Source organism: Bartonella sp. AP88XZML, from assembly GCF_042195565.1.
Taxonomy (GTDB): Bacteria; Pseudomonadota; Alphaproteobacteria; order Rhizobiales; family Rhizobiaceae; genus Bartonella.
In genome coordinates this window covers 1-1,189 of record NZ_JBHIOQ010000051.1, presented here as the reverse complement: position 1 = coordinate 1,189, position 1,189 = coordinate 1, and the positions used below count along the sequence as shown (strand labels likewise).

Here is a 1,189-nt window from a genome sequence, read left to right as displayed (position 1 = left end):
AATGGCGAAGAGCAAGTTTGAACGAACAAAACCGCATGTTAATATTGGTACGATTGGTCACGTTGATCATGGGAAGACCTCGTTGACAGCAGCGATTACGAAATATTTTGGTGAATTTAAAGCTTATGACCAAATTGACGCTGCGCCAGAGGAACGCGCACGTGGAATTACTATTTCTACAGCACACGTTGAGTATGAAACGGAAAATCGTCACTATGCGCACGTTGATTGTCCAGGACACGCTGATTATGTGAAAAACATGATCACAGGGGCAGCACAGATGGATGGTGCTATTTTGGTTGTTTCAGCAGCTGATGGCCCAATGCCTCAGACGCGTGAGCATATTTTGCTTGCACGTCAGGTTGGTGTTCCAGCAATTGTTGTTTTTCTTAATAAAGTTGATCAGGTTGATGATGCAGAACTTTTGGAGCTTGTAGAGCTTGAGGTTCGGGAACTTTTATCCAAATATGATTTTCCAGGCGATGATATACCAATTGTTAAGGGTTCTGCGTTGGCAGCCCTTGAGGATAAGGATAAAAGCATTGGTGAAGATGCTGTTCGTCTTTTAATGAGTGAAGTTGATAATTATATTCCAACCCCTGAACGTCCTGTTGATCAACCATTTTTGATGCCGATAGAGGATGTATTTTCGATTTCGGGTCGTGGAACCGTTGTTACGGGTCGTGTTGAGCGTGGTGTTATTAAAGTTGGAGAGGAAATCGAGATTATCGGTATTCGTCCAACGTCTAAGACGACGGTTACAGGCGTTGAAATGTTCCGCAAGCTTTTGGATCAAGGTCAAGCGGGTGATAATATAGGGGCTCTGCTACGTGGTGTTGACCGTGAAGGGATTGAGCGTGGTCAAGTATTGGCAAAGCCAGGATCCGTTACACCTCATACACGGTTTAAAGCAGAAGCTTACATTTTGACAAAAGATGAAGGTGGACGTCATACACCATTTTTCACGAATTATCGTCCTCAGTTTTACTTCCGCACGACGGATGTTACAGGTATTGTTACGCTTCCAGAAGGAACGGAAATGGTTATGCCAGGTGACAATGTTGCGATGGATGTTTCGTTGATCGTTCCGATAGCGATGGAAGAGAAACTTCGTTTTGCTATTCGTGAAGGTGGTCGTACTGTTGGTGCCGGTATCGTCTCTAAGATCATTGAATAAATAATGCTTGTT

1 protein-coding gene is annotated in these 1,189 nt (G+C 43.8%); it reads left to right on the top strand.

Features of this window, described 5'->3' with window-relative positions; all coding sequences use genetic code 11:
• Position 1: 1 nt before the first annotated feature.
• Positions 2-1,177, top strand: a complete 1,176-nt coding sequence (gene tuf / locus ACFIK2_RS06930; RefSeq protein ID WP_012755022.1) for an elongation factor Tu — start codon at positions 2-4, stop codon at positions 1,175-1,177.
• Positions 1,178-1,189: the final 12 nt, after the last annotated feature.